Origin of the sequence: Acinetobacter sp. CE-15, assembly GCF_051059255.1 — a bacterium.
Taxonomy (GTDB): Bacteria; Pseudomonadota; Gammaproteobacteria; order Pseudomonadales; family Moraxellaceae; genus Acinetobacter; species Acinetobacter guillouiae.
In genome coordinates this window covers 2,050,704-2,071,185 of the sequence record NZ_CP192737.1, presented here as the reverse complement: position 1 = coordinate 2,071,185, position 20,482 = coordinate 2,050,704, and the positions used below count along the sequence as shown (strand labels likewise).

General features: G+C 37.3%; 17 protein-coding genes and 1 pseudogene. 9 read left to right on the top strand and 9 right to left on the bottom strand.

Annotation, left to right across the window (positions count from 1 at the left end; translation table 11 throughout):
* Positions 1 to 83: 83 nt before the first annotated feature.
* Positions 84 to 800, top strand: coding sequence for a hypothetical protein (locus ACQ7EO_RS09565; RefSeq protein WP_004822149.1), 717 nt, complete (start codon positions 84 to 86; stop codon positions 798 to 800).
* Positions 801 to 856: 56 nt separating this feature from the next.
* Here ACQ7EO_RS09565 and ACQ7EO_RS09560 read toward each other — a convergent pair whose 3' ends face one another.
* Positions 857 to 1,459, bottom strand: coding sequence for a YidB family protein (locus tag ACQ7EO_RS09560; RefSeq protein WP_004719714.1), 603 nt, complete (start codon positions 1,457 to 1,459; stop codon positions 857 to 859).
* Positions 1,460 to 1,583: 124 nt separating this feature from the next.
* A complete protein-coding gene (locus ACQ7EO_RS09555) occupies positions 1,584 to 2,054 on the bottom strand; it encodes a DUF6231 family protein (protein ID WP_004719712.1) in 471 nt (156 codons plus the stop codon).
* Between the two features lie 32 nt (positions 2,055 to 2,086).
* On the opposite strand from ACQ7EO_RS09555, the gene ACQ7EO_RS09550 reads away from it, so the two are divergent.
* Positions 2,087 to 2,959 carry a DUF2797 domain-containing protein gene (locus tag ACQ7EO_RS09550; protein WP_004719710.1) on the top strand — a complete coding sequence of 291 codons (873 nt, stop codon included), beginning with the start codon at positions 2,087 to 2,089 and terminating at the stop codon, positions 2,957 to 2,959.
* A gap of 159 nt (positions 2,960 to 3,118) precedes the next feature.
* Here ACQ7EO_RS09550 and lpxB read toward each other — a convergent pair whose 3' ends face one another.
* Complete coding sequence (gene lpxB / locus ACQ7EO_RS09545; protein ID WP_270386076.1) at positions 3,119 to 4,294, bottom strand: lipid-A-disaccharide synthase; 1,176 nt, start codon at positions 4,292 to 4,294, stop codon at positions 3,119 to 3,121.
* 229 nt (positions 4,295 to 4,523) lie between these two features.
* On the opposite strand from lpxB, the gene ACQ7EO_RS09540 reads away from it, so the two are divergent.
* From ACQ7EO_RS09540 to ACQ7EO_RS09530, 3 genes are read left to right on the top strand one after another with little or no spacing between them, the layout of a single operon-like run.
* A complete protein-coding gene (locus tag ACQ7EO_RS09540) occupies positions 4,524 to 6,659 on the top strand; it encodes a TonB-dependent siderophore receptor (protein WP_434279460.1) in 2,136 nt (711 codons plus the stop codon).
* A 60-nt stretch (positions 6,660 to 6,719) separates the two neighbouring features.
* Positions 6,720 to 6,998, top strand: coding sequence for a hypothetical protein (locus ACQ7EO_RS09535; protein ID WP_419263414.1), 279 nt, complete (start codon positions 6,720 to 6,722; stop codon positions 6,996 to 6,998).
* A gap of 3 nt (positions 6,999 to 7,001) precedes the next feature.
* On the top strand, positions 7,002 to 8,564 hold the full coding sequence (locus tag ACQ7EO_RS09530) for a PepSY-associated TM helix domain-containing protein (protein ID WP_434279459.1): 1,563 nt from the start codon (positions 7,002 to 7,004) through the stop codon (positions 8,562 to 8,564).
* Positions 8,565 to 8,965: 401 nt separating this feature from the next.
* Here ACQ7EO_RS09530 and ACQ7EO_RS09525 read toward each other — a convergent pair whose 3' ends face one another.
* Together ACQ7EO_RS09525 and ACQ7EO_RS09520 are read right to left on the bottom strand one after the other, a co-directional pair.
* Positions 8,966 to 9,268: a helix-turn-helix domain-containing protein gene (locus tag ACQ7EO_RS09525; protein WP_004719697.1), complete on the bottom strand. Its 303-nt coding sequence runs from the start codon at positions 9,266 to 9,268 to the stop codon at positions 8,966 to 8,968.
* Entirely contained in the window at positions 9,261 to 9,617 is a 357-nt protein-coding gene (locus ACQ7EO_RS09520) for a type II toxin-antitoxin system RelE/ParE family toxin (protein WP_151802360.1), read from the bottom strand. Before ACQ7EO_RS09520 ends, ACQ7EO_RS09525 begins: the two co-directional genes overlap by 8 nt.
* Positions 9,618 to 10,014: 397 nt before the next feature.
* On the opposite strand from ACQ7EO_RS09520, the gene ACQ7EO_RS09515 reads away from it, so the two are divergent.
* A complete protein-coding gene (locus ACQ7EO_RS09515) occupies positions 10,015 to 11,886 on the top strand; it encodes an ABC transporter ATP-binding protein (protein WP_167321166.1) in 1,872 nt (623 codons plus the stop codon).
* A gap of 378 nt (positions 11,887 to 12,264) precedes the next feature.
* On the opposite strand, the pseudogene ACQ7EO_RS09510 reads toward ACQ7EO_RS09515, so the two are convergent.
* The 4 genes and pseudogenes from ACQ7EO_RS09510 to ACQ7EO_RS09495 all read right to left on the bottom strand — a co-directional run.
* Positions 12,265 to 13,305: pseudogene (locus ACQ7EO_RS09510) on the bottom strand (phospholipase A); the annotation flags it as partial.
* A 135-nt stretch (positions 13,306 to 13,440) separates the two neighbouring features.
* Positions 13,441 to 16,380 (bottom strand): insulinase family protein, encoded by a 2,940-nt coding sequence (locus ACQ7EO_RS09505; protein WP_434279458.1) that lies wholly within the window; start codon positions 16,378 to 16,380, stop codon positions 13,441 to 13,443.
* Positions 16,381 to 16,610: 230 nt separating this feature from the next.
* A complete protein-coding gene (locus tag ACQ7EO_RS09500) occupies positions 16,611 to 17,366 on the bottom strand; it encodes a COG4705 family protein (protein ID WP_004822168.1) in 756 nt (251 codons plus the stop codon).
* Positions 17,367 to 17,730: 364 nt separating this feature from the next.
* Entirely contained in the window at positions 17,731 to 18,198 is a 468-nt protein-coding gene (locus ACQ7EO_RS09495; protein ID WP_004822170.1) for a GNAT family N-acetyltransferase, read from the bottom strand.
* A gap of 312 nt (positions 18,199 to 18,510) precedes the next feature.
* Here ACQ7EO_RS09495 and ACQ7EO_RS09490 point away from each other — a divergent pair, with 312 nt between their 5' ends.
* Genes ACQ7EO_RS09490 through ACQ7EO_RS09480 form a run of 3 tightly spaced genes read left to right on the top strand, consistent with a single transcriptional unit; the run spans position 18,511 to position 20,474 of the window.
* Positions 18,511 to 19,515, top strand: a complete 1,005-nt coding sequence (locus tag ACQ7EO_RS09490) for an adenosine kinase (RefSeq protein ID WP_434279457.1) — start codon at positions 18,511 to 18,513, stop codon at positions 19,513 to 19,515.
* Positions 19,516 to 19,533: 18 nt separating this feature from the next.
* Positions 19,534 to 19,845 carry a Rieske (2Fe-2S) protein gene (locus tag ACQ7EO_RS09485; protein ID WP_162242519.1) on the top strand — a complete coding sequence of 104 codons (312 nt, stop codon included), beginning with the start codon at positions 19,534 to 19,536 and terminating at the stop codon, positions 19,843 to 19,845.
* A 14-nt stretch (positions 19,846 to 19,859) separates the two neighbouring features.
* Positions 19,860 to 20,474 (top strand): OB-fold-containig protein, encoded by a 615-nt coding sequence (locus ACQ7EO_RS09480; RefSeq protein WP_004822174.1) that lies wholly within the window; start codon positions 19,860 to 19,862, stop codon positions 20,472 to 20,474.
* Positions 20,475 to 20,482: the final 8 nt, after the last annotated feature.

Genomic DNA, 20,482 nt, shown 5'->3' with positions numbered 1-20,482 from the left:
TTTCGTAAGAATATGGTTGTTTTTTATTGGCTCATAGTGAAAAATAGCCTCGTGAAATTTAAACTTTATCGTCTAGGGTAAAAATGAAGAAAACTGTTGTTGTAATTAGCTTACTCTCTATTTTTAGTGTTGCTTGCTCTAAAAATAAACCGCATGACAGTTCTGAACATCAAGCAGAAGCCCCAGCGGTTAAAAAAGCACATAAAGCAGCCAATTCAGATGATTGTTTTAAGTTAGAACCCAACAAACAGTTTACCCTGAACAACAATGAAGAAACACAAATACAGATTGTTCCTACAACCTTCAACAATCAGAATGCAATAGCAATCGTTAGACAAGGCGCAGGTGTGCGTACAGATTATATCTACGATTTAACTGGCCGCACCATGCTTGCAAACTTGGACTATGGTATTGCTGCGCTCGGATCAAATCCAAATGATGTGCTGGTAAAAACCACCTATCAAGCCCCGCTTCCAACATTCCCATCCAATCTTAAACCACAGCAAAAATTCCAAATGACCTACAACGCAGTCATTGAATCGCAAATGGATAACAATGATAAGTCTGAAAATAATAAGACGATTGACTTAGTATTTGTAGGATTTGAAGATCTGACTTTAATTGACAATGATGACAATACTTTAAAGTTTGATAATGCATGTCATTTCATTTCTCAAATCGGAGATGAAACATTGGATGAATGGTATGCTGAAGGATATGGGCAAATTAAATACATTAAAAAGAAACAGAATGGCGACGTAAAAAGTAGCGAAGCAATTGGCGATGACCCACAGCCTTAATTTAAATCAGCCAGTCAACATCTATTGACTGGCTTTGATCATTTTTATATTCGATTTTACTTTAAAAAGCCTGATACCAAATTCATGACATTTTGAATATCACCATTGGCTTCAGTGTGATCTGTTGCATCACCTTGTGGTGTGAGTGAATCAATAATTTGCGGTAATACTGTAGAGATTGCACCATATACTTCATTGGTCGGAACATTGGCTTGTTGAGCAACTTGTTCAACTTGCTGACCACCAAATAAACTCTGGATTTGCTCTACATTTACAGCACCATTTCCTTGTGACGGATCGACCCAACTTTGAACCTGCCCACCTAAGCCTGCGCCTTGCAATTTAGCTAAAGCACCTTGTAGACCACCATTTTGTTGAATCCAACCCAAGACCAATGGCACAACTGCAATCAATAAAGAAGAGGCATTAAAACCACCCGCTTGCGGTGCTTGTTGTTGTTGTCCACCTGTCAAACCACCTAAAACTGAACCAAGCACGCCACCCAATCCACCTTGTGATTGTTGTTGCTGCCCACCCAAGCCACCGAGTACTGAACCAAGTACCCCGCCCAATCCACCACCTAGCCCGCCTTGTGATTGTTGTTGTCCGCCAAGTGCTTGTTTTGCCAGAATTTCCACAATATTGGTTAAATCTGTCATGCGTTTTCCTTTTTTAAGTTTTATGAGACAAGTACAGCATACTTGGCTTTATCCTATTCACCAAAATTGGAATTGTTAAATTTTGCAATAGCTTAAGACTGGTTTTATAACCAAAATAAAATCACTACCAACGAAATTTATTCCAGTTTTCTGGATTGGCCCAGAACTTAGAATTAAACCAATCTGGTACATGTTTATAGGTCAAAATATTAAACTGCCAAAGTGCAAAATCATTTTGATGTAATGTTTTATCAATCAGTTGAGTAAAACCAAGCGATCTGAGCAACTGTTCATCTTTTAACTGACATGCCACGACGATTCGTTTTGCCAGTAAATCACGCAACTTGACCAATAATTGAGATTTCTGCAAATCGGTCACCCCAGACATTTCATCTGTATCTAAAAGTACAAATCCTAAATCATATCGTTGCGTAAAAGGCAGACTTAAAAACTCAGATACGTTAAAATAGGACCATTGAATTGAATAATTTGTAGGGTATTGCGCCAAATTTTGCCCAATACACAATGCAGTTTGAATTGGCTGTTCTTGCGATAAATCGTCTAGCATTGAAGTGATGACATTTTGCTCAGCCATAACTGCACCTTTTTTGAAGCGAGTAATTAAACATGGAACTACAAGGCATTTGTCATAAAATGCATGCAGGTCTTAAAGACCTTAGTGTAACTGATCAACAAACACATAAGGCAAATGTTGAATATAAATTTATATTAGATCGCTCAGAAACCGAGCTACCATTTAGTTTAGGCCAGGAAATTGAGATTGAAGCGACAGGAAATATTTATTGTGTTTCTTGTGGCGCAAAAACACCGAAGTCTTATTCGCAAGGCCACTGCTTTAAATGCATGAAAACCAAGGCGTCTTGCGACATGTGTATCATGAAGCCTGAAACTTGCCATTATCATTTAGGTACTTGCCGTGAAGATGATTTTGCTCATGAAGTTTGCTTTCAACCGCATATAGTATATCTAGCAAATTCAAGTGCTTTAAAAGTGGGGATTACCCGTCTAGGTCAAATGCCAACACGCTGGTTAGACCAAGGTGCGACCCAAGCACTGCCTATTTTAAAAGTCGGTTCGCGCCGTCTTTCAGGTCAACTTGAAGTCATGTTTGGAACACAGGTTGCAGATAAAACGGATTGGCGAAAGCTACTTAAAGGTGAAGCTGAACCGATTGATCTGATTGAAATTCGTAATGAATTGGTTCAAGAATTTTCCCCTAAGATTCAAAGTATTCGCGATGAATTTGCGCAAAATCTTGAATTTAATGAAACGGTTGAATTGTTAGAAAATGAATTACCTCGTGAATTCATCTACCCTGTCGATATTTACCCTGAAAAAGTTAAATCGCACAATTTAGATAAAACCCCAATCATTCGGGGCAAGCTACAAGGAATCAAAGGTCAATACTTGATTATGGATACGGGTGTCATCAATATTCGTAAATATACAGGTTATGAACTTAAAGTTCGGGCGGAATAGTTTTACACCCAAACCAAAAAAATGATTTATACATACTCCTCTTTATCTTAGATTTAGAGGAGTTTTTATTGGTTAAATGTTTTCTAAACTGATTACAAGGTTTTCCAGCAGCTCGATAAGCAAACGAATATTTGCTTAATCAGTTGCTAGCGTTAAAAATCAAGCTGTTAAAATTGCTAAAATCGCCTGAACGGGATCTTCACTATTTCCAGCCAAAAGTTGCTTGTGCATGGTGATCAATTGCATCACCTGAATTTGTGCAGTTTCAATATTCATTAATTTTTCAATTTGATTGGCCAAATTTTCTGCTGTGGCATCTTGTTGAATAAGCTCTTGAATCACTTTTTTACCCGCAATAATATTCGGCAATGAATAATACGGAATTTTCACTAAAAATTTAGCAATCACATAAGTTAACCAATTCAACTTATAAAAAGTCACCATTGGGCGATGTAACAATAATGCTTCAAGTGTCGCTGTCCCTGATGCCAAAGCCACAATATTGGCTGCATTCATAACTTGACGACCAATTTTTGATTCTTTATCGGTATTTTCCAGTAAATGAATTTTTGCAACCAAATCACTTGGATAATGCTTTAATAATTCCTGAATTTGCTGTTTGCGTAAATCATTAATGGCAGGAATCAGGAACTGATAATCTGGATATTTTTGATAAAGAATTTTTGCTGCATCCAACACCAACGGTCCAAGTCGTTCAATCTCACCACGTCGACTCCCCGGTAACAAGGCAATATGCTTTTGACTGATATCTAAACCAAGCTCTTGCTTTGCATCCAAAATTGGATTTTGTAATGGCAATTGACTTGCCAGTGGATGCCCAACAAAGGCTGCTGGCACGTCATATCGTTGATAAAAGCCTTTTTCAAAAGGAAATAGACAAAGCACTAAATCTATACTGGCTTTGATGCCATGCACCCGTCCTTGTCGCCAAGCCCATACAGATGGACTGACATATTGCACCGTTTTAATAGGCAAGTTTTTCTGTTTTATACTTTTTGAAAGGCGTAAGTTAAAGTCTGGCGCATCAATACCGATAAAAACATCTACAGGATTGGCAGTCCATTTCTCGACTAGACCATCACGTACAGCAAATAATTTTTTTAAATCTTTAAGCACTTCAACAATCCCCATCACAGATAAAATATCCATTGAATAAAAACTGTTAAATCCTTCTGCAATCATTTGAGGACCACCAATCCCCTCAAATTCAGCATCAATACCCTGTTCACGAAAACGACGAATAAGTTTTGCGCCTAAAGTATCCCCTGATACCTCACCTACGACAATTCCAATTTTAAGCTTTCGATTTTGCAAGATATTCTTCCTGATCAGCACTATAACTGCATGATAGCATATTCATCAGATTTAATTGTGAATAGTCAAAACTGGATACTGCTATGGCAAATAGGTGAATTTATAAAACAATTCATCTAATTTTCTATCGTTATTTTATTTTCTATTTATATTTTCAATTGCACGACGCTTGTAAGCACTTCTTACAAACAATAAACTAAGCGATAATTATTATCATTTAAGATAAGCGATGTTGAATTCTCTCCCACACAGTTTTAAGTTCTCTATTCTTAGTTTAGCAGTATTCAGTGCTCAGCAAAGTTTTGCTGAAAATATTGAAAATCTACCCACAATTTCAGTTCAAGCCACAGCGGATCAAACTGAATTAAGCTCTGAACAATCAAAATCTTATATCGTTAAAAAATCTGCAAGTGCAGCCAAGCTGAATATTCCTGTCAAAGAAACACCACAAACAGTGAATGTAGTGACACGTCAGCAATTAAATGATTTTGCGCTCAATAGTGCACGTGAAGCTTTAAGTAATACTCCCGGTATTACTGTAAGCAATCAGGAAACCGAACGTTCAACCTACACTGCTCGTGGTTTTGAAATCTCAAATATTTTAACTGATGGCGTCGGCTTCCCTTCTAGCAGCTACAATTATAATAATACCAATCCTGATACATATTTTTATGATCGTATTGACGTGATTAAAGGAGCAGATGCTTTAACCAATGCTTTTGGTGATCCAAGCGCAACAATCGATTATATCCGTAAACGCCCTACCCAAGAATTTCAAGCCAATGCTGGGCTAAGTTATGGCTCTTGGAATACCCAACGCTATGAAGCAGATGTTTCAGGTGCACTCAACAAAGAAGGCAGCATCCGCGGACGTTTGATGGGTTATGAGCAAACTGGAGATTCTTATCTAGATCGTTATTCATCTGAGAAAAATGGATTTTCTGGCATCATTGATGCGGATTTAAGTGATAGCACGTTATTGACTGTCGGTTATAGCCAACAACAGAACAAACCTAATGCAAATAATTGGGGTGCCTTACCACTTCTCGGTGCAGATGGGAAACAACTTTCCTATGAGCGTAATTATAATCCCAATCCAGATTGGGCATATTGGGATAATAAGTCACAAAATGCTTTTGCTGAGTTAAAGCAAAAAATTAATGACAAGTGGACAGCTAAGCTGAGTTATAACTACACCCAAACCGACCATAACAGTAACTTACTCTATTATTTCGGTTATCCTGATCAAAATGGAGCGGGTGTAGCCCTTACCGCTTGGGGTGGAAAAGAAAATCTAAAAAGTCATTTTGCCGACTTAAATCTACAAGGCTCATATTCATTATTTGGCCGTGAACACGAAGCGACGCTAGGTTATAGTTATCTACAAAATAAACAGTATGATCAACAAACCTCAGGCACAATTAATGACAGCAATATCAATAATAATAAGACCACGGATTGGGCAAGCTGGACACCTCAATCAGTCACTTGGTCAGCGTTTAGTGATGCGGCAAACTATACACAAAAGCTCAATTCTGTATATGCAGCAACACGACTACACTTAAACGATGATTTAAAACTTTTACTCGGTTTAAATTATGTTCAAGCTAAAAGTGAAGGTGAAAGTTACGGTTCATCAATGGCCTATGACGAAAACAAAGTATCTCCTTATGCTGGCATTACCTATAACTTTAACCCTGAATACACAGGTTATCTAAGCTATACCTCTATTTTCCGCCCACAATCTGGATTGGGTACTGATAATAAAGCACTCAAACCAGTTGAAGGTGAAAGCTATGAGGCAGGTATTAAAAGTTCATGGCTAGATGACAAACTCACTGGAACTTTGGCAGTGTTTCGCACAGAACAAAGTAATTACCCTTTACGTAACTCTGATGGAAACCCTCTCAATCGAAAAGTTGAAACCAGTGACTTACGCTCTCAAGGGGTAGAAGTTGGACTGGCTGGACAATTAACAGATCATTTGAATCTGGCATTTGGCTATAGCCAATTTAGCTTAAAAGATTTAAAAAATGGTGGAGAGGCACGTACTTACAACCCCAACCAAACCATTAATCTTTTAACCACCTATACCATTCCAGCTATACCTAAACTGAAAATTGGCGCAGCCTTACAATGGCAAGATGCAACCAAGCTGTATGACTCTACTGTAAAGAGTACAATTACCCAAGATGCTTATGCTTTAGTGAATTTGATGACCAGCTATGAGTTGAATAAGCATATTTCGCTTCAAGCAAATGCAAACAATGTAACAGACAAAAAATATTTATATAGCTTTCCAGATGGTCAGGCATTTTATGGCCCATCTACAAACTATAATGTTGCAGTGAAATTTAAATACTAATCTGAATTCGCCTTAATCTTTTAGGATTAAGGCGTTTTCAATTGCAAGAAAGTGATCGTTATGCAGATTGTGCTCTACCCTTTATCAGTGCTCTATCGTTTTATACTGGCTTTTGGTATGGGCTATGTGTGCAGTTATTTAGTATCCTTAGCTTTAATTGATGTGTTTTATCCTTATTTTGCCAAAGCTGAATCTATTTATTTGGCGGCATTTAGCGCACTTATTTTTTACATTATTTTTGTGATTCTAAGCTTTTGTATACATTCTTTAAAGAAACTTACGCTGATCAGCCTAGCGTTGGCCGCTACTTTTTTCCTATTTTCCAAGTTTATAGGTTAACTCATGCATAAATCTGTTCGTCAATCTATGGCATGGTTACATTCTTGGATCGGGCTTACTTTCGGCTGGCTGTTATTTGCAATTTTTTTGACAGGTTCTGCAACATATTATCGCCATGAAATTAGTATGTGGATGCAACCACAATTCGCAAGTATGCAAATCAAACAGGAATCCGCTATACAGTCTGCCTTTGCTTATTTGCAAAAAAATGCCCCAGATGCAAAAAGTTGGTATATCGGCGTTGCAAATCAGAATACCCCTGCAAATAAAGTTTATTGGCAAAAAGCCGATGGTGGTTATGAAAGTAAAACTTTAGATGCCAATACAGGTAAAGAATTGAGTCTTTCTGCTACACAAGGCGGTGATTTCTTCTATGGGTTTCATTATCAGCTTTATGGAATGCCTTATTCGATTGGGCGTTTGATTGTCACCTTTGCAGCGTTAATTATGTTTATAGCCTTGATTTCAGGCATTATTACCCATAAAAAGATATTTACCGATTTCTTTACCTTAAGAGCATTTAAAGGTCAGCGTTCATATTTAGATTTTCATAATGTAAGTTCGGTAATCGCATTGCCCTTTTTCTTAACCATTACATTTACCGGCTTAGCTATCTTTTTCTATCTGCTTTTCCCCGCAGGGATGAAAAAAGCCTATCCAGATAATCCATATCAGTATTTTGATGAAATTCGTCATGTTTCAACTACAAACAAGGCTCAACAAGCACAGCCGAAGAATATGTTATCTATTCAACATTTCCTGCAACAAATCCAACAGCAATGGGGAAAAACGAATATCGATAATATTACCGTAGATCAGCCCAATACACAGCTTGCCAAGCTCACGATTACTGCCCTAGAAGATCATTCGATTACACGTGATCAAGCACAACTCAGCTTTAATGGTGCAACTGGTGCTTTAATTGGGAATACCCGTAATAACAGTGCAATTGCAACATTAAATGCCAGTATGTACGGGCTGCATATGGCGAATTTTGCCCAACCTTTATTGCGTTTAGGCTTATTTTTCTCTGGCCTCTTAGGTTGTGCAATGATTGCTTCTGGTTTATTGCTCTGGAGTTTAAAACGACAATTACAAAAGAAAAATGAGCATTTTCACTTTGGGCATTATCTGGTCAATCGACTCAATACCACGATGATTATTGGTTTACCCATTGCGATGTTGGGTTATTTATATGCCAATCGTTTTGTGCAACTTCAAGCAGATACACCAAATTATGAAGTCTATACATTTTTTACTTTGTGGTTATTCAGTTTTATTATTGCGCTTTGCACAAAACAACAATATCTCTGGAAAACTCAGCTCAAGCTGCTGATTGCCATGACATTAGCCTTGCCTATTTTAAATGTCTATTATCTGATTTCTAATCAATATATTCATTCATTACAGGATTATTGGTTATTTTTACGTGTGGACTTAATGATCTGGTTATTTGCCATTTTAGCGATTTTTTTACATCAAAGAATCACACCGATTCAAAACAAAGCTGTGGCGAAGATCAAGAAAAAGCTGGAACAAAAACAAGCGCAGGAGTCTGTGTCATGATATTGACCTTAGCATTCCTCCTGATCCTGATTGCCAGTTATAGCTTATATTTGATCAGCTCAAAGCAGATCACCAAGACTGAGAAAAGTAAATTGTCTGTTTTAGTACAACATGTGAAATTAGTAAAAGTTATCGCGTTTACGTTGATCATCTTGGCTTTATTTTTATTCAGTTTAAATTATGGCAATAGCATCTCTTTTGTGGCCTTATGTATACTGAGTAGCCCAATACTGTTTGGATTGATACTCTTTGTAAATGATTTAAAACCAAAAATAAAAAAGTAGGTACATAGCGTTTTAACACAGCTCTAGACTCGATTAAATTTAAGTTTAGATAATTCTCAGCATAATCGTGCTCATTCCTATCAAAAAATGGAAGCTTATCGTTTCCATTTTCAACAGTTAAACATTAAATTCAATATGTTTTCCTGTTGGAAGCTCTACATCAATGCGAAGCTTCCCCCCCATTGCTTCAACATATTTCTTTATCGTTGAAATTTTAAGATCATGACCACGATTTTCAATTGCTGAAAGTGAAGGCTGCTTGATTCCAAGTATCTCAGCTAATTCTTTTTGCGAAATCTCTAATTCTTCTCGAATAAGATGCAGCTGCGTTTGTAAACGTAGTTCATCAGCCATTTTTTGAATTCGGTCTTGACTCTCTGGAGAGCGACCAGCCAATAGTTCCTGTAAGGTTTTAGCCATTAGATTGATCTCCTAGGGTTGAAAGATGAAGTTCGTATTGCTGTTCTGCAATATCTAACATCTCTTTATAAAAACGCTTTTTACCGCCCTTATTACCAATACAAAGCACAATAGCCTGTCGTAATGGATCAAATATAAAAAAGGCTCTTAGTGGTTTACCTCTATGCTGAACACGTAATTCTTTCATGTTCATGAATTTCGAGTCATTTACGGTATCAACTAAAGGGCGACCTAAACTTGGCCCCAGCTGTTGTAGAACGACCAATGCAGCTAAGACTTTTTCCTGTGTTGAATCATCTTGCTGTTCAAGCCATTCATTAAACAAATCCGTTGTAATGACTGTCCACATGCGAAACCTAGAAATATAGACTGTAATCTATATTTTAATATAGTACTTATAGAAAGGCAAAGTTTCTTTTAAGAATTGAACGCTCATGTAAAAAACATTCGAGCAGTGTTGTTACTTTCTTATGATTGTTAAAGTGTTAGAAGATTAATGTTCAATTTACGATTAGATTGTCAAAGTACAATAATTTTTTAATCATCTTTGGCTATACTATAAATCGTTTTTATTCGATATAAATAACTGGTGTAATTTCCACGAAAACTATACAATCTACATTACCCCACTATTCTCCCAATTTCTGCTGAATTTGCCTTAAAATAATTTAAGCTGTTCAGGTTGTAACTTCATTTCAATATTTTACAATTTAATCAATCTATAAAATTTCCACGAGGATTTTATGTTGCTGCAATGGTTTGAAAAGTTAGTAGATCCATATCCGTCGAAAGGTTTAAACGAACCATTACCCACCAAGTTCTTTCCATTTGTTTGGCAAGCTGCGACTGGTGTTAAGCGTTATTTATTGATTTTAATATTATTCACTGCTGCAACAGCAAGTTTTGAAGCTTTATTTTTTTCACAAATCGGACATTTAGTCGATTGGTTGACACAGTCAAAACCTCAAGACTTTTTAGTAAATCATCGTGAAAATTTGATCTTTTTAAGCTGTATTCTGTTGGCAAATATCTTTTTTGCCAGTATGCAATCCATTATCAGACATCAGATTTTATACAGTAGCTTTCCAATGCGTTTGCGTTGGAGATTTCATAATCTAATGCTACGCCAAGGCTTAGACTTCTTCCATAATGACTTTGCGGGACGCTTATCTGCCAAAGTCATGCAAACAGCATTAGCTGTACGTGAGTTTTGGGTGATTTTGGGCGACATGGTGACTTATGTTGTCATCTATTTCATCACCATCAGTATCGTGTTGGGATCAATTTCTCCTATTCTATTGATTCCACTTTTATTATGGTTGGCGTTGTTTGTCAGTGCGGCATTATATTACATTCCAAGATTAGGACGAATTTCCAAAGAACAAGCCGATGCGCGTGCGGTGATGACTGGACGTGTAACCGATGCCTATACCAACATTCAGACAGTAAAACTTTTTGCACATGCAGGCCGTGAAAGCCAGTATGCAAAAGAGTCGATGAAAGAGTTTATGCGTACAGTGTTCAAACAAATGCGTTTAGGCACTGCATATGAACTTTGCATCAATTTGCTGACAGCCGTTTTATTCTTTGGAGTATTAGGTACTGCTGTTTGGTTATGGTTACAGGGTCAAGCAGCGATTGGTGTGATTGCAGCAACAACAGCCATGATTCTTAAACTCAATAGTATGGCTGAGTTTATGATGTGGCAAACCTCTGCCCTATTTGAAAATGTCGGCACAATTCAAGATGGTATGCAAACTTTAGGTCGTCAGATCAATATCCAAGACAAAGAAGATGCCAAACCACTTGTTGTGACTCAAGGTAATATTAAATTTAGCGATGTCACATTTGCTTATAACAGCAAAAAAGTCATTGATCACTTTAATTTAAACATTCAACCGGGTGAAAAAATTGGGATTGTGGGACGTTCAGGCGCTGGAAAATCCACATTAATTCAATTACTTCTACATTTTTACACCATCAATAATGGAAAAATTACCATTGATGGTCAAAATATTGAAGAAGTCACTCAAGACAGTTTAAGAAAAAATATTGCGCTTGTGACCCAAGATACCTCTTTATTACATCGTACAGTTGCGGAAAATATCAAATATGGTCGCCCTGATGCGACTGATGAAGAAATGTATGAAGCAGTAAGAAAAGCCAAAGCAGATGAGTTTATTCCGCAACTTTCAGATTTAAGAGGCCGTACTGGCTATGATGCTTATGTCGGAGAGCGTGGAGTAAAACTTTCGGGTGGTCAACGTCAACGTATTGCCATTGCACGTGTATTTTTAAAAGACGCACCTATCTTAATCTTGGATGAAGCAACCAGTGCTTTAGACTCCGAAGTTGAAGCTGCAATTCAATCAAGCTTAGATGAGTTAATGCAAAATAAAACTGTGATTGCGATTGCTCACCGTCTTTCAACCATTGCACAAATGGATCGTTTGATTGTGTTAGATCAAGGTCAAATTGCAGAACAAGGTACTCATGAGGAACTGATCGCACAAAATGGTATTTATGCACATTTATGGCATAGACAGACTGGTGGCTTTTTAGTTGAACCTGAACCAAAAGCCACAGAAGATGAAGATTCAACAGTCAGCACTTCGTAAATAAAGTGTTTAAATAGCCAAATTATAAAAAACCACGTTAAAAATAGCGTGGTTTTTATTATATAGTCAATCAGTCAAAAACTCAGACTCAAGAATATATTTTTTTCATAATTAATATTTTAAATTAAATCAATAATATGTAAAAAATTATTTGATTATAAAAATTTAGCAATGCCACACTTTACCTTTAAAATTTTAATCGCTTTGCGTAGGCTATGCCTCATCTTATACTGCAAATAGCACTCTTGCGCTTTCCGCTTACTTATCCAAATAAAACAACAACTCTTCCTTATAAATCAATAATCAAAAACAAAAAAGCTGCCTCATATAAAGACAGCTTGTTATTTAAATCTAGCCAATCAACGCTATTTTAAATGATTAATACCAATTCATTAACGAAACACCTAGACCGACATAAGTCGCACGGTGATTATAATCAATCAAGCTTTCGCCATAGCCATCAAACAATTGAAAATGCCCACGTAACTTGCCTTTAATTGGAAACGCCCAATCAAATTGCATTGCGCCGTGCGAATCGTCCCCACCTTTTAAAGAGTGACGTAGCATCAAAGAAAAATCATTGTCATTCCAGCGATAGAATGCAGTCAAATCACCACGACCGATATAATTTTTAATATCAGGGTTATTGTCATCCTTAAAATCTTCTTCGATGCGATACCACGGACGCACCATCAAGGCAAAATTATCTTTTTCAAAACCAAGATTTAAAATAACCCGATTCCAACTACGTGATAGCGGATCAGAACGCCCGTTTGACTGATGATTCAAAGTCAAACCCAGTAAGCGACCATTTAAGCCCAATAAATTATAATTGGTTCTAAAAATCAAACTTGCTTCAGGTTCGTAATTTGTTTCACGAAATGGGCGAGACTCTTCACTGTTATAAACTTGCCAGCGAGACGATTGGGTATAACCAACCCAAACATCACCATTGTTCCCAAAAATATTTTCGGCAGCTTTGGTTTTTAAAGAAATCTGAAATTTAGCTTCCATTGACTTTAAATTTTGATCTTCATCCACGGTGTTTTGAGGATTTGGACTCTGCGGAAATTCATTTTTTTTGCTGGTCCAAAATGCAGGAAGCAAATAAACAGGTTGATTCGCACGAATATTCCACGTACCTAATTTACTGTCTTGAGAAAGTTCCCAACGTCGATCAAGTAATGAGGTATTGGGGTCAATTTTATCACCATGAATGGCAAATAAATTTTCTGCTTTTTGGGTGATTTTATCTTTGAGTGTTTCAGGTTCAACATTGGCTTTTTGAATATCTAAAGCAGCACGTTGCTCTGACACCAAGACTTGCGGAGCAACGGTAGGTGTTTTAAATATTTTATCGTAACAAGCCAAACGGTCAGCATTAGATTCGAGTGCAACACAGGCTTGCGTACTTGCAGGATTCACTTGTACAGTATCATCTGCATGAGCAATGGTCACCAAACCAAAACTGAGCATCATTAAGATGCTCAGATTCAATGGTGTACGTTCAAAATTTTTGAACGACATAGAATTCTCCAGAAAGAATTTATAGGGTTAATTTACTTTCTTAATTTCAAAACCTAATTGTTCCAACACTTCTTTTTTGGCAACTGGAGCGACTACAGCTCTTACAGGCTTTTGCTCAAGTAAATAAGTTTGTGTGACACGCTTAAGATCGTCAATAGTAACGTTTAATAAGCGCTCGCGTAATTGCTTTCTAAACGCAGGTGTGCGTCCATGAAGCAATGCATAGCATGCAGTAATGGCTTCACCTGCTGGTGAACCAGGTTTATCCATACTAGAAACCAGACCAAGAATGGCTTCTTCAAGCTGATAATCATGCTGCTCTTTATTTAACAACCAATCTAAACTTGCTTCAAAGTCTTGGAAAGTTTCTGCAAGGCGTGGATCACGATAACTATAGAATCGGAACGAGCAAGCATTGCCATCATAACTTGCGCCCCCACCATATGCACCACCCTTTTCACGAATAGCACTATGCAGGAAACCATTGCGTAAATAGCCTGCAAGCACCATCAACGGCGCCGCATCTGGATGGGCAACATCTACAGCTTGGTAAGCAGAAGCACAAAATTGAACATTGGCTTGAATTAACCATGCTTGATCTGCATCGCTCTCATCCATAGCCACTTGCGTTAAATAGACAGGAGATTGATCAACTGCAAGTTTATCCCAAACCGTTTGCACTTCTTCAACTAAACGCTCTGAATGATGCTCTTCACACACCAATAAAAATTGTTTTGGTGCAAGCATTAAGCCTTTATGAATTGATTTTAACTCATCTATAAACGCATCATATGCCGCATCATCTTTTTCAATTTTTGCGATCAAATCACCTAGCCAATTCAATGCGCCTAGGCCGGTATTGTCATAATCACGTTTTGCCAACGCACTCATATGACGTGAGGCAATTTGCATGGCGTAACTATGTCCAGAACCCGATAAACGAGAAGCCCAACGTGTTTTACGTTGTTGTAAAAGTTCGATAATACGATCTTTTTCATCAAATCGTAGTTGCTCAAAAGCCAATTTAAGCAACTGAATCGCATCAGACTTATCCGTTAAAGATTTGGTTGTTAACGTCAACCATGCACTAATTTGACCTTTGTCATCGGTTTTAGAACGAAGCGAAGCACCCATTCCCAAACCGCCACTGACTGCCGTCTGTAACTGTTGAAGTTCAAGATAATCATATTCGCCCGCACCTACTTCTCCCATGAGAACAGACAGTAAGTTAAAATAAGGCGATTTTACAATTTGATCTGGTATTTGAATCAATACTTGTTGGTAGTAAATTCCATTTGTACCTGCATGGTACAGATTTAATGGTGTATCTACCCCATTGCAAATCACTTCACGCAATTGACCTTGAACAATGGCCAATTCAGCTGGAATGTCTTCCAAACCGACTTTCGGCAATAAGCTCAAATCATCTGGAGTTTCTTGACGAATTTTTAAAGCTTCAGTTTGTGCGATAATTTCAGCTTTATCTGCTTCTGACAAAGCCTCACCAATTTTCGCTAAACGTGCTTTTTCATCTTCTGCTTCTTGAGCAGATTTATTTGCATCTGGAACTAAAGTCATTTGTACACGATGCGGATTATCCAATAAATGAACTTGAATCAAGTTGGATAACCACATCGGATCTTTGAGTTCTTCTTTTACTTCTGCAATGGCAGTATCCACATCCCAAGCATGGATTGGATCATTATGATGAATTGCATTGCCCAAACCATTGAGAATCAGTGTTAAACCATACGGCGTACCATCACCACTGATTTCACGTTGATGTAATTCAATTTGATGCAAAATTGCATCAACCATGTCTTTATCAATAGGCTTTGAAGCAACATCTTGAAGAATATTAAGCACGCCATTTTTAAATTCTTCAGTATGCTCAGGATTTGAACCTTGAACTCCACAATAGAACGTCATTTCATAGTTAGAATCATCTACACCCATGATTGGACCTGTAGACTGTGCATAACCACATGTTTCTAAATAATGGCGCAACGGCGAAGCAGAGTTTTCTAAAAGAATTCCTTCAACCAAACGCATACCCAGGCGAAGTTTAACATCACTGGTTTTTGGCAATAACCAAGACAAAATATGATAAGTCTTGTCTGTTAAATCTTCTGCATCAACAGCATAGGTTTCTTGTACTTCAATCGGTGCTGTTAGTCTTTGCTCTTCTTTAGAGTAAATCGTTTCACCTTTACTGAATTTAGACAACGCCAACTTTTCAAATTGTTCTTGTAGTTTATAAGCAGGCTCATCACCAAAGGTCATAAATACCGCATTACTTGGATGATAATGTGATTTATAGAACGCCACTAACTCATCATAAGTTAAGTCAGGAATATCCTTCGGATCACCACCAGAGTTATAATGATAAGTCGTTTTCGGGAACAAATGATGTGCAAGCTGATGATAAAGCTGATCTGAAGGTGAACTCATTGCCCCTTTCATTTCATTAAATACCACGCCTTTATAAACAGGCTCACCATTTTCCAGCTCAATACGAATACCTTCTTGAGCAAAATCCAATGGATTTAAATTGGCTGCAAAAGCCGCGTCCAAATAGACTTCCAAAAGGTTTTGGAAATCCTTTTTATTTTGGGTTGCAAATGGATAAGCGGTCCAATCAGCTGCTGTAAACGCATTCATAAAAGTATTTAATGAACGACGAATCATCAAAAAGAATGGATCACGTACTGGGAATTTCTCTGAACCACACAATGCTGTATGTTCAAGAATATGTGCCTCACCTTTGGAATCCATTGGTTGAGTACGGAAAGCAACAAGGAACACATTTTCGTCGTGATCAGTTGCTAAATGGTAGTGCATTGCACCAGTCACTTTATGTTTATATTCAGACACTAAAATGTCTAAAGCTTCTACATGGTGTTGACGTACCAGCTGAAACGCAGGATGAACAGTTTGAGATAAGGTTTCAGTGACATCTACAGTCATGCGATCTCCAATATTAAATGTTTATCTATACCTTCAAGTATAACCGAAACTTAAATAAATGCGATTCATTCCTAACACTAATTCTTAGTAAATCAATCAGGATTAACCGTGACTTGCTGCTGAAATATCAAGAATACGCAATGCGATCAATAAAAAAAGTGATGATCAAAGGATTCGATCATCACTGTAAAACTTAACTTTTTAACTCAATATTTTTAAATTAGTAATACTTATGTTTTTTCTGTATCCCAACGCTGAGCGATAAAAATACAGATGAAAATCGCAATCAATAATACAGCCGATGCTGTGAAACGACTCAGGGCTAATCCACCATGATCAATCGGTTTATCCAGAAAATCACCAACCACAGCGCCTAATGGTCGAGTAAGCACAAATGCGCTCCAGAATAAAATAACCCTTGAAGTTTTTGTAAATAAATACAAGGCGATGACGATGAGAATCAAAACTACATACAGCACAATCCCACCGCTATAACCCAGTCCTGCTGTATCTGATGACCAATCCCCCAGTGCAGTACCTAAAGTTTGTGAAAAGGTAATGGTTAACCAATAGAACAGTTCTGCACGAGGCTGATTGATATGTGGTGAAATTGTTCCTTCGACTTTGTACCAAGCATATAAAGTCAACAATACCAAACTGAGTAATAACGTACTTCCACCTAAATAACCAATACCCAGTGAACGATCGACAAAATCTGCTAGTGTCGTGCCCACTGTCGTACTTGCAATAATGGTAAACCAATATAAATAGGGGTGAAAAGCTTTAGCTCGAATTTGAAAATAGACAAAAGCGATAAAGATAAAAGCAAAGATAAAGGTACCGACCAAATACCCTAAATTAAGTGACATTGAAACAGCATCGCCAGCCGTTTCACCAAAAGTGGTTGCAAAGATTTTGGTGATCCAAAACAGTAATGTGACTTGCGGAACTTTAGAAATCAGTACATCTAAATCATTTTGCTTCATTTGATTTATTCAGCAATTATGCGTTAAAAGCTATATTCTATGCTTCGACTTAAAATAGAATTAAAAACGTGATAAAAGTCACTTTACCCTGTTAAAAACTGAGTCATCATTTGTATTTAGCGCTTATCAATACTTCACCAAAGCGGATGTATGTCTGATGTAGCTTGAAAAGTTTTTATAGAAAAGAATTGCTTAGGCTATTTTTTTAGTATTTTTACCACGAAAACTATTTTTGCAGACCAACACCAATAATCTCCAAAAATAAACATAACCTTAAAGCCTATCGTTGTAATTCAGCAGCACCATTTTCAAATGATGCTGTTGCTCAGAGTTAGAGGTATAGACCAAGGGATTTCCAAATTCACTAAATTAAATATTTAAAGTAATTATAATTTGGGTGATTTGAGACAAAAACATAATTTTGCTTTTGATAAAATGGCGCTGCGTCTTTTTCACTACTTAAGCACAAGGCAGAAAAATTAGATTTTGCTCTTTTTTCAAGTTCGAGCAATAAACTTTTACCCAATCCCGTTTTGCGATATTCAGGCAATACATAGAAACGGCGTACCCGACCAATTTTATGCTGAGTTTCTGAGTTCTGCTTTGTATCACCATCCTCACTGATTTGAATATTTAAACCACCGCATGCAACCAGTTTATCTCCATCAAACGCAACCAATAAAAATTCACCATGTCGATTAAATCTATTGCTGCCTTGCTGAAACTCATCAACCAAACGTTGAATAAAATGAAACCCTTCTTTTTCAGCAACTACGGCTAAATCTTGAATTTGCGCAGGCAATTGATCTACCTGTTGAATTAAAATATTCACTCAACCTCCAATATGTTTTAGGGTTTGTAGACAGTTTTAGCTTGATGCCTATGTTTATTTCTCAACAAAACCTAGCCGAGCGATCTCAATCAATCACATTGAAACAATCTAATTTAATCACGCACACTGATCAACACAATGGCTTAAACTACGCAATAATCGTCTCAAAAACAGGTTTTGTTCAGCACAAGCAGCTTGTAAAATTCCAACAAACCATATTTGACAAATGTAATTGAAATTTTTTCAACAAACTACTGTAAAGCTGAGCATTCGTGTAAACTTTATGTTTTTAACATTGATGTGATGAAGAACATGGCTACAGTTGACCTTTTTGCAATTGGTAACGCGCTCATTGACCAAGAATTTAAAGTATCAGATCTCTTTTTAGCTGAACAAAATTTGCAAAAAGGTACCATGCAACTCGCAGATGGTAAATCTCAAACTCGGCTATACAATAATTTAAAAGCCAGTCAAAATTATAAAGGTCAAGCATCTGGCGGTTCAGCTGCCAATACCACAGTGGCATTCAGTGCATTAGGTTCTTCAGCATTTTATGCGTGCCGTGTTGGAAATGATGATCTAGGCACAATTTATCTCGATGGTTTAAATGATGCAGGGATCAAAACTTCGAAAAAATCGATCAGTGAAGGTGTTACGGGTACATGTATGGTTCTGGTCAGTGAAGACTCAGAACGTACGATGCAAACTTATCTCGGCATTACCGCAGAACTTTCAGATCTACAAATGGATTTTGAACCTTTAAAAACAGCGCAATGGTTATATATCGAAGGTTACTTGTCTACAAGTGATTCAGCACGCGCAGCGGTAAAACAAGCACGTCAAATTGCTCGTGATCACAAGGTTAAAATCGCATTAACCCTATCTGACCCTGCAATGGTGCAATATGCACGCCAAGGTCTAAATGAATTAATCGATGATGGTGTGGATCTAATTTTCTGTAATGAACAAGAAGCCATGATGTATACAGAAACTGACTCTGTAGAAGCTGCGTTGAATCAATTAAAAACACTAAGTACTGATGTGGTGATTACACTCAGTGAAAAAGGTGCATTAGTCGCAGATCAAAAACAGCATTTTTATGTTCAAGGTCGTAAAGTAAATGCAGTCGATGCAAATGGTGCTGGTGATGCATTCTCAGGTGCTTTCTTATATGCTTTAAATAATGGTGAAAATTTACAAACCGCGGCACAACTTGCTATTCTTATTTCAAGTGAAGTGGTGTCTAAGTTTGGACCACGCCTAGACGTTGCAGAATACGCAAATCTACTCGAAACGTTCAAAAAGGAATGTGCATAAATGTCTGAAAAAATTGCAATGACCGATGAAATTGAAGAGCGTAAGGCACGTGCGTTTGACACAATGACTGGCGATACCATTTTTATCACTCAACGTGATGGCGCATTTTATGCCTACCAAAATGTCTGCCCTCATCTACAAACTGAACTGGAATTTCTGGAAAATCAGTTTTTAGACCAAGACGGCGAATATATTCAATGCTCGACGCATGGTGCTTTGTTTGAAGTTGAAACAGGTGAATGTATTTCAGGACCATGTCTGGGTGATAAACTTGAAAAAGTAAATATTTCAGTCCATTCAGATGGTGGTATCTACATCGAGGACGAATAAGGTTGGAAACTGCCATGCTTGGATTCTTATTTGAACATGAATTAATGCCCTTTCACCTCAGTGTCTTGGCTTTAATTCTGCTGAGTATGGCAGAAACTTTTGGCTACTATATCGGCTTACGGCCAAGTACCTTTCTGAAAAAAATTTCACCAGATTGGCTCATTGAGTCGCCCCTGTTACAAGTTAAATTTTCCAAAGTACTTATTTTCGTTTTTTTATTATTGAATTTTAGTTTTGCAGGCTATTTTTTACAGCTTTCTATCTTTGCAAGCAAACAAGTATTTGCCGCTTGGTATTATGTAGTTTTACCCGCATTGGTAATTGCAATCTTCTTCACCGTGTTTATGATTCATTGTTTGGATCAGGTGATAAAACCTAAAGTTACGTTGAATCAAGTTGACTTGCTTGGACGATTGGCTACAGTCTCTAGTGGTAATGCACGACCTGGGTTTTCAGCTCAAGCACGGGTCCGTGATGAAAATGGACAACTGCACTATATCCAAGTCGAACCAGAATTTGGTGAATTAGAATTTCAATCGCAAATCATCTTAATACGTTTTAGAAAATCACATTATATTGCCAAGAAAATTTCGATCTCAAATCATCTATTTAGTTCAGATCAGTATTAAAAGTCTGA

What these genes read in the sequence shown, in the direction of transcription:
- ACQ7EO_RS09560 (WP_004719714.1), bottom strand. Translation starts at nt 1,459, where the DNA reads ATGACAGATTTAACCAATATTGTGGAAATTCTGGCAAAACAAGCACTT.
- ACQ7EO_RS09535 (WP_419263414.1), top strand. Translation starts at nt 6,720, where the DNA reads ATGCAGATTGTGCTCTACCCTTTATCAGTGCTCTATCGTTTTATACTG.
- ACQ7EO_RS09500 (WP_004822168.1), bottom strand. Translation starts at nt 17,366, where the DNA reads ATGAAGCAAAATGATTTAGATGTACTGATTTCTAAAGTTCCGCAAGTC.
- ACQ7EO_RS09505 (WP_434279458.1), bottom strand. Translation starts at nt 16,380, where the DNA reads ATGACTGTAGATGTCACTGAAACCTTATCTCAAACTGTTCATCCTGCG.
- ACQ7EO_RS09485 (WP_162242519.1), top strand. Translation starts at nt 19,534, where the DNA reads ATGACCGATGAAATTGAAGAGCGTAAGGCACGTGCGTTTGACACAATG.
- ACQ7EO_RS09490 (WP_434279457.1), top strand. Translation starts at nt 18,511, where the DNA reads ATGGCTACAGTTGACCTTTTTGCAATTGGTAACGCGCTCATTGACCAA.
- ACQ7EO_RS09540 (WP_434279460.1), top strand. Translation starts at nt 4,524, where the DNA reads ATGTTGAATTCTCTCCCACACAGTTTTAAGTTCTCTATTCTTAGTTTA.
- ACQ7EO_RS09525 (WP_004719697.1), bottom strand. Translation starts at nt 9,268, where the DNA reads ATGGCTAAAACCTTACAGGAACTATTGGCTGGTCGCTCTCCAGAGAGT.
- ACQ7EO_RS09480 (WP_004822174.1), top strand. Translation starts at nt 19,860, where the DNA reads ATGCTTGGATTCTTATTTGAACATGAATTAATGCCCTTTCACCTCAGT.
- ACQ7EO_RS09565 (WP_004822149.1), top strand. Translation starts at nt 84, where the DNA reads ATGAAGAAAACTGTTGTTGTAATTAGCTTACTCTCTATTTTTAGTGTT.
- ACQ7EO_RS09555 (WP_004719712.1), bottom strand. Translation starts at nt 2,054, where the DNA reads ATGGCTGAGCAAAATGTCATCACTTCAATGCTAGACGATTTATCGCAA.
- ACQ7EO_RS09550 (WP_004719710.1), top strand. Translation starts at nt 2,087, where the DNA reads ATGGAACTACAAGGCATTTGTCATAAAATGCATGCAGGTCTTAAAGAC.
- ACQ7EO_RS09520 (WP_151802360.1), bottom strand. Translation starts at nt 9,617, where the DNA reads ATGTGGACAGTCATTACAACGGATTTGTTTAATGAATGGCTTGAACAG.
- ACQ7EO_RS09530 (WP_434279459.1), top strand. Translation starts at nt 7,002, where the DNA reads ATGCATAAATCTGTTCGTCAATCTATGGCATGGTTACATTCTTGGATC.